Origin of the sequence: Streptomyces sp. NPDC001717, from assembly GCF_042892775.1 — a bacterium.
Lineage (GTDB): Bacteria > Actinomycetota > Actinomycetes > Streptomycetales > Streptomycetaceae > Streptomyces.
Genome location: NZ_JBIAUK010000045.1, coordinates 49,574 through 57,048 on the forward strand (window position 1 = coordinate 49,574; position 7,475 = coordinate 57,048).

The following is a 7,475-nucleotide window of genomic DNA, read 5'->3' on the forward strand; positions in this document are numbered from 1 at the left end:
GCAGCACCTGATGAGGAATCACCACACCGCGCCTGAGCGGGAACCAGCACTGCCGTCGTACGACGCGGAGGGGGCCGACACGGAATGAGCAACGACGACCACTACGGCGGCGGCTACGGCGAGGTCGGCGGCACGGGCCAGACCCGCACCCGCCTCCCGGACGCCCCCGCCGACCCGTACGGCCCCACCCGCCGCGCCCCCCGCGCATCCCGCAGCCTGATCACGGTGGTCGGTGTCGTGGTCCTCCTGATCGCCGCCATCGCGTTCGCGAACCAGGCCCCGGACGGCACCGAGGACAAACCCGCGGACAACGCCCCGGCCACCTCCTCCACCGCGGCCACGGGCACCAACCCCGTCACCGGCAAGACCGCCGGCATCCCCCGCGGCTTCGCCCACGACGAACAGGGCGCCCAGTCCGCAGCCGCCAACTACGCGGTGGCACTGGGCTCCGACGGCATGTTCAAGAAGAACACCCGGCACGCCCTCGTCGACGGGATCTACGCACCCGAGACGGCGGCCCGCCTGAAGGGTCCTCAGGACGAGGCGTACTCGACCGAGTTCCTCGCCAAACTCGGACTCGACGCGAACGGGAACCCCCCGCAGGGCAGCACCTTCGTCACCCGGGCCGTCCCCATCGGCACCCGCGTCGAGAGCTACACCCCGACCGGCGCCAAGGTCGCGGTCTGGTACACGGGCCTGATCGGCATGTCCGGCGCCAAGTCCACCGACCCGGTCCGCACCCTCTGGAAGACCTGGACCTTCGAACTGAGCTGGATCGGCGAGGACTGGAAGGTCGTCGACGACACCCAGCAGGACGGGCCCGCACCGGTTCCCGGCGATGTCCCCGTGTCGACGTCCGACGACATGAGCAAGGCCATCAAGGAATTCGGAGGATTCACCTATGCCCGCTAGCCGACGGCTCCCCGCCCGGCTGGGCGTGATCGCCTCTGCCCACCTGGCCCTCGCCGCCCTGGCCACCCACGCCTACGCGGCCCCCACCCCGACCCCGACGCCCACACCGACCCCGTCGGCCAACAAGGACTGCGAACTCCTCGTCGGCTCGGCCAAGGAGTACTGCGAGAAGGGCTCCGGAGCCGCCCCCCGCCCGGGCCTCACCCCGAGCGACCCCACCGACGCCCTCAACCCCCTCGCCTCCCTCGCCAAGGGCTGCGCCGACGCCGCCTCCTGGATCGTCGCCAAGCTCAGCGAAGCGGTAAAGGGCAGCGCCAACGTCGACTTCACCAACCCCGCCTTCCTCAAGCAGTACGCGGTCGTCTTCGCCGCCTCCACCATCCTCACCCTCGTCCTCTGGCTCTTCGCCGTGGCCAAACGAGCCGTCCGAGGCGTCCCCCTGACCACCGCCCTCTCCGAAGCCATCGGCTTCCTCTGGCTCACGGTCCTCGCCTCCGCCTTCACCCCCCTCATCCTCTACACCGTCGTCTCCGCCACCGACGGCGTCACCGAGGTCATCGCCTCCGCCACCGGCGGCCAGACCGACGTCTTCTTCGGCTCCTTCTCCGAAGCCCTCAAGAAGGGCGACGACATCGGCGGCGGCCCGATCATGCTGATCGTCGTCTCCCTCGTCACCGTCCTCGCCGCCGGCGTCCTGTTCCTGGAGCTCTTCATCCGGGCCGCCCTCCTCTACGTGGGCGCCCTCCTCGGCGTCGTCGTCTACTCCGGCCTCGTCGACCGCAACCTCTGGGGCCACGTCCGCCGCTGGGCGGGCATCATGATCGCCGTCATCCTCGTGAAGCCGGTCATCGTCATCGTCCTCGGCCTCGCCGGCGCACTGACCGGCGAAAAGGGCCCCAACGCCTTCTCCGCCGTCGTCACCGGCCTCGCCATCATCCTCCTGGCGATCTTCGCCTCCGCGATGATCTACCGCTTCGTCCCCGGCTTCGGCGACGAGATCGCCTCCGCCCGCGCCGGCCGCAGCAAGGCCACCGACGGCGCCCAGGCCGCCGCCGTCATCAGCTCCCCGGCCTCCCTCGTCTCCCAGGGCATCAAGACCCACAGCAGCCGCGGCGCCCACCGCGGCGGCGACGGCGGGGCGGCCAACGCCGCCCGTCCCGCCAACCCCATCTCCGGAGGCGTGGCCGCCCACAGCAGCCGCCCCACCGGCGGCGGAGCCGGCGGCGGATCAGTCCCCTCCGCCACACCCCCGCCCCGCACAGGTTCGAGCACGAGGAACACAGGAGGTGACGGGCGTTGACGACCCAGTCCCACCAGCTGCACCCGGTCGCGCCCCGCCGCACGTATCTCATCGGCCGCGCCCGGCCGAACGCGATCGTCGGCAAGAACCGCGAGACCGGCGAGATCGCCCTGATCATCGCGGGGGCGTTCCTCGGCATGATGAGCGGACTGCTCGTCCCCGACCTCACCCTGCGCATCGTGAGCCTCGCCGGGTTCCCCATGCTCTCGCTCGCCGCCGTGTACGTCCCCTACCGCGGCCGCACCTTCTACAAGTGGTTCGAGATCAACCGCAGCTACAAGCGCACCCTGCGCCGCGGCACCACGTACCGCTCCACCGCCATGGAAGCGGGCACCCGCGCCGCCGACGGCCGCGAGGTCGAGATCGGCCCGCCCCCGGGCATCGGCCGCATCAGCTGGCTCGCCGCCCCCTTCGGCCCCGACGAGATCGCCGTACTCCTCCACGCGGACCGCCGCACCGTCACCGCCGCCATCGAGATCGAGGGCCCCGGCGTCGGCCTGCGCGACAGCGAGGACCAGGAAGCCCTCGTCGACCGCTTCGGCACCCTCCTCAAGCACGTCGCCAACGGCGACGGCTTCGTCACCCGCCTCCAGATGCTCGCCCGCACCCTCCCCGCGGACCCCGACGCCCACGCCAAGGACGTGCTCCAGCGCGGCGACACCAACGCCCCCGGCTGGCTGCGCGACTCGTACGACCAGCTCCAGTCGATGGTCTCCACCTCCTCCGAGCAGCACCGCGCCTACCTCGTCGCCTGCATGCACTACTCGCGCGAACTCGCGGCCGAGGCCCACACCATCGCCCGCGCCGGCACCCCCAAGGGCCGCAAGCTCGACCGCGACGCCGGCCTCGCCATCGTCATGGCCCGCGAGCTCACCGACATCTGCGCCCGCCTCGCCGAAGCCGACATCCGCGTCCGCCAGCCGCTCGGCCAGGGCCGCCTCGCCTCCCTCGTGCACTCCATGTACGACCCGGACCACCCCATCGACCACATCCAGGCCATGACCAAGCGCAACGCCTGGCCCGCCGAACTCGACGCGGTCGAACCCACCTACCTCCAGGCCAAGACCCGCGAGTCCTCCACCCGCGCCCCCTGGTGCCACGCCACCGCCTGGGTGAAGGAATGGCCGATGACCCCGGTCGGCGTCAACTTCCTCGCCCCGCTCCTCGTCCACACCCCCGACGTGATCCGCACCGTCGCCGTCACCATGGACCTGGAACCCACCGAGATCGCCATCGAGCGCATGCTCACGGAGAAGACGAACGACGAGGCCGACGCCAGCCGCGCCGCCAAGATGAACCGCACCGTCGACCCCCGCGACATCGCCGCCCACGGACGGCTCGACCAGAGGGGTGAAGATCTCGCCAGCGGCGCTGCGGGAGTCAACCTGGTCGGGTACATCACGGTGTCCTCGCGATCACCCGAAGCCCTCGCCCGCGACAAGCGCACCATCCGCGCCTCCGCCGGCAAGTCCTACCTGAAACTCGAATGGTGCGACCGCGAGCACCACCGCGCCTTCGTCAACACCTTGCCGTTCGCCACCGGCATCCGACGCTAGCTGGAGGGAAGTTCCGCACATGCGAGATCCCATGTCCGCGCTGACGGACGCCTTCACCAGCTTCCTGTTCGGCAAGGTCGAAACCACGCGCCTGCCCGTACGCACCTCCACCGGGCAGGCGCAGGCCGTGTACCTGCCCACCGCCGCCCCCGGACTCGGCGACTCCGGAGTCATCATCGGCCGCGAGGTCTACAGCGGCAAGGGCTACATCTACGACCCCTTCCAGCTGTACGGCCAACAACTGCCCGCCCCCCACTGGCTCGTCCTCGGCGAGTCCGGCAACGGCAAATCGGCCCTGGAGAAGACCTACGTCCTGCGCCAGCTCCGCTTCCGGGACCGCCAGGTCGTCGTCCTCGACGCCCAGGGCGAGGACGGCGTCGGCGAATGGAACCTGATCGCCCAGCAGCTGGGAATAACCCCCATCCGCCTGGACCCGATCGCCGCCAACGACTCGGGCATCCGCCTCAACCCCCTCGACCCGGCGATCACCACGACCGGCCAGCTCGCCCTGCTCCGCACCATCATCGAAGTCGCCATGGGCCACGGCCTCGACGAACGCTCCGGCTTCGCCCTGAAGGTCGCCCACGCCTACGTGGTCGACAACATCCGCGACCGCCAGCCCGTCCTCACCGACATCGTGGAACAACTGCGCCACCCCGAAGCCGAATCGGCCCTCGCGATGAACGTCGACATAGACGATGTCCGCGCCTGGGGCCTCGACGTCGCGCTCGTCCTCGACCGCCTCGTCGACGGCGACCTCCGCGGCATGTTCGACGGCCCCACGACCGTCGGCATCGACCTCGACGCGCCCCTCATCGTCTTCGACCTGTCCCACATCGACCGCAACTCCATCGCCATGCCCATCCTCATGGCGATCGTCGGTGTCTGGCTCGAACACACCTGGATCCGCCCCGACCGCAAGAAGCGCATCTTCCTCGTCGAAGAGGCCTGGCACATCATCAACAGCCCGTTCGTGGCCCAGCTGTTCCAGCGCCTCCTCAAGTTCGGCCGCCGCCTCGGCCTGTCCTTCGTCGCCGTCGTCCACCACCTCTCCGACGTCGTCGACGGCGCCGCCGCCCGCGAGGCCGCGGCCATCCTCAAGATGGCCTCGACCCGTACCATCTACGCCCAAAAGGCAGACGAGGCCCGCGCCACGGGCCGCGTCCTCGGCCTGCCCCGCTGGGCGGTCGAGATCATCCCCACCCTCACCCCGGGCATCGCCGTCTGGGACGTCAACGGCAACGTCCAGGTGGTCAAACACCTGATCACCGAAGCCGAACGCCCCCTCGTCTACACCGACCGCGCGATGACGGAATCCTCGGTCCCCGCGCTCCCCGCCGACATGCTGGCCGCGGAACTCGAAGCGGAGGAACGGGCCCTGTCGATGGAACGGCACCGCAACAACGGCTCCGGCTCGGCGACCACGGTGGCCTGACCATGTCCAACGCCAGAGGTACGGAGCCCACGGCCCGGGCCGGCGGAATCCCCGACGGGGTCCTCGTCGGCCTGCTGGCCTTCCTCCTCGGCCTCGCCGTCCTGGTCTGGTCGGCCACCGGCCTCTCGGCCCTCTTCGCCAAGGGCACCTGGCCGGCCACGGTCACCTTCACCCGCACCCCGGGAGCCGTCCGCGCCCTGATAGCGCAGCCCCACGACATCCCGGCCGCCTGGCCGGACACCAGCCCGGAGGCCCTCTCCGGCTGGGGCCTCTTCTGGGGCCTGTTCATCAGCCAGCTGCTCGTCCTGCTGGTCCTGACGATCTTCACGATGGGCGTCATCGCCCGCACGAAGGCCCGCCGCACCCTGGCCCGCCAGACGGCCGTCCCGACACCGGACCCGCACGACCCGCGCCCCTCCACGGCCGAACCCAACGGCGCCCCGAGAACTCCCCCGACGGACGAGGCCTACCGCTACGGCTTCGGCTACGCCCCGACGCCCGCCCCCACGACCACGACCACAACCACGAGAACCGGACCGACGGGAACCCCCGGACCAACGGGGACGCCCACTCCCCCACACCGCCTGACCTACGCACCCCCCGCCCAACGCCACGACCTGGCAGCGCAGAGCATCTCAGCGGCGGAAGGCGCGGCACTCGTCGTCACCTCCTCCCCCGCCCTCTGGTCACAGACCAAGGACGCCCGCGCCAAGATGGGCCCGGTCCTCCTCTACGACCCCTCCCACCTGTGCGACACGCCGGCCCGCATGCACTGGAACCCGGCCGATGGCTGCGCCGACCGTGACACCGCCGCCGCCCGGGCGATCGCCCTCCTGGCCCCCGTCCGCCCGCAGGCCCGCATCGACGCCGCCCTCACCCACACGGCGGAAACGCTCCTGCGCAGCTGGCTCCAGGCAGCCGCCCTGGACGACCGCCCCTTCAAACAGCTCCACCGCTGGAGCCAGGGGAACGGCGCCCAGGACCCCGTCCGCATCCTCCGCACCCACCCCCAGGCGACCCCGGGTGCGGCCGGTGAACTGGAGAGCGCCCTGACGGCCCACCCCGAACGCCGCGAACAGGCCCTCCACCTCACAGCCCGCGCCCTGAGCTCCCTGACCTCGATCCACATCCGCGAGGCCTGCAACCCGAACCGAACCGATTCCCTGACCCTGGCTTCATTCGTGGCCGAGGGGGGCACCCTCTACGTGGTGGGCGAATCCCTGGAAGACCCCCGCACCCACCCGGGTGCGATGCCTTTGCTCACCGCACTCGCCGCTCACGTGGTCGAGCACGGCCGCCGCATGGCCGCACGGTCATCCCACGGTCGGCTCGACCCACCACTCACCCTGGTCCTGGAGGACGTGGCGGCCGTCGCCCCCATCCCCCAGCTCCCGGAACTCCTGACGGACGACGCACTCCCCCTCGTCGCCCTGTGCCGCAGCCGCGAACAGGCCCGCTCCCACTGGCCGGAAGCGCCCCTCCCCTAGGCCGTCCCTTCCGGATCCTGCCTGGCCCGCGTCGCCCGGCAGGATCCGAAAGACACGGTCCAGTGCTCTACCGGGCCGGCCTCACGACCACGTACTCCCGCTCCTTGGCCCCGGTCTCCAGCGGCACCAGCACGCCGCTCGCCCCGAATCCATAACGCCGGTAGAAGGCCTCGGCGCGGGCGTTGTCCTCGTGCACGAACAGCCGCACCCGCTCGGTCACCGGCTCCTCCAGCGACCACGACCACTCCAGTGCGGCGTCGAACAGCCGCTCCACGAGCCCGCTACCGCGCTGCTCGGGTCGTACGAACACGCCGACCACGTGGCCCTGCTGCTGCTCGATGACCTCCCCGAAGAAGTCGGTCCCGCCCTTCGCCTCGATGAGCACGGTCACGGACCCGACCCAACGCCCGTCGCCGGCCTCGGCTATGAACTGCCTGGCGCCTCGCCCCTCGGCAGCCCCCGCGGCCCGCTGCTGCCAGTACGCGTCCTCCTGGGACAGCGCGTTCTCCTCGGTTTCGAGGAAGGCCACGGCCGCGGCCGGATCCCGCAGCGCGGCCAACCGCAGCTCCTTGACCTTCTCCCACTCGTCGCCCCGTACAGCCCTGATCACGCAGTCATCGGTCATGCCCGGATCCTAACCACGCCCACACGACCGGCTCACTGCCATTTCCCGGCCCGTAAAGGCTCGTAAACGCAGAAAAGCCCCGCACCAGAAGGTGCGGGGCTTTCCCACAATGATTGTTCGGCGGCGTCCTACTCTCCCACAGGGTCCCCCCTGCAGTACC

General features: G+C 70.9%; 6 protein-coding genes. 5 read left to right on the forward strand and 1 reads right to left on the reverse strand.

Features of this window, described 5'->3' with window-relative positions:
• Positions 1 to 84: 84 nt before the first annotated feature.
• Genes ACFYZL_RS38060 through ACFYZL_RS38080 form a run of 5 tightly spaced genes read left to right on the forward strand, consistent with a single transcriptional unit; the run spans position 85 to position 6,690 of the window.
• Positions 85 to 912 carry a hypothetical protein gene (locus ACFYZL_RS38060; RefSeq protein ID WP_384745423.1) on the forward strand — a complete coding sequence of 276 codons (828 nt, stop codon included), beginning with the start codon at positions 85 to 87 and terminating at the stop codon, positions 910 to 912.
• Complete coding sequence (locus ACFYZL_RS38065; protein WP_388685480.1) at positions 902 to 2,212, forward strand: hypothetical protein; 1,311 nt, start codon at positions 902 to 904, stop codon at positions 2,210 to 2,212. Before ACFYZL_RS38060 ends, ACFYZL_RS38065 begins: the two co-directional genes overlap by 11 nt.
• The gene (locus tag ACFYZL_RS38070; RefSeq protein ID WP_388685483.1) at positions 2,209 to 3,768 is read left to right on the forward strand and encodes an SCO6880 family protein; all 1,560 of its coding nucleotides are present in this window, start codon (positions 2,209 to 2,211) and stop codon (positions 3,766 to 3,768) included. Before ACFYZL_RS38065 ends, ACFYZL_RS38070 begins: the two co-directional genes overlap by 4 nt.
• Positions 3,769 to 3,787: 19 nt before the next feature.
• Positions 3,788 to 5,203 carry an ATP-binding protein gene (locus tag ACFYZL_RS38075; RefSeq protein ID WP_384745418.1) on the forward strand — a complete coding sequence of 472 codons (1,416 nt, stop codon included), beginning with the start codon at positions 3,788 to 3,790 and terminating at the stop codon, positions 5,201 to 5,203.
• 2 nt (positions 5,204 to 5,205) lie between these two features.
• A complete protein-coding gene (locus tag ACFYZL_RS38080; RefSeq protein ID WP_388685488.1) occupies positions 5,206 to 6,690 on the forward strand; it encodes a type VI secretion protein in 1,485 nt (494 codons plus the stop codon).
• Between the two features lie 67 nt (positions 6,691 to 6,757).
• On the opposite strand, the gene ACFYZL_RS38085 is transcribed toward ACFYZL_RS38080, so the two are convergent.
• On the reverse strand, positions 6,758 to 7,315 hold the full coding sequence (locus ACFYZL_RS38085; protein ID WP_384745415.1) for a GNAT family N-acetyltransferase: 558 nt from the start codon (positions 7,313 to 7,315) through the stop codon (positions 6,758 to 6,760).
• Positions 7,316 to 7,475 lie beyond the last annotated feature (160 nt).

What these genes read in the sequence shown, in the direction of transcription:
- ACFYZL_RS38080 (WP_388685488.1), top strand. Translation starts at nt 5,206, where the DNA reads ATGTCCAACGCCAGAGGTACGGAGCCCACGGCCCGGGCCGGCGGAATC.
- ACFYZL_RS38060 (WP_384745423.1), top strand. Translation starts at nt 85, where the DNA reads ATGAGCAACGACGACCACTACGGCGGCGGCTACGGCGAGGTCGGCGGC.
- ACFYZL_RS38065 (WP_388685480.1), top strand. Translation starts at nt 902, where the DNA reads ATGCCCGCTAGCCGACGGCTCCCCGCCCGGCTGGGCGTGATCGCCTCT.
- ACFYZL_RS38085 (WP_384745415.1), bottom strand. Translation starts at nt 7,315, where the DNA reads ATGACCGATGACTGCGTGATCAGGGCTGTACGGGGCGACGAGTGGGAG.
- ACFYZL_RS38075 (WP_384745418.1), top strand. Translation starts at nt 3,788, where the DNA reads ATGCGAGATCCCATGTCCGCGCTGACGGACGCCTTCACCAGCTTCCTG.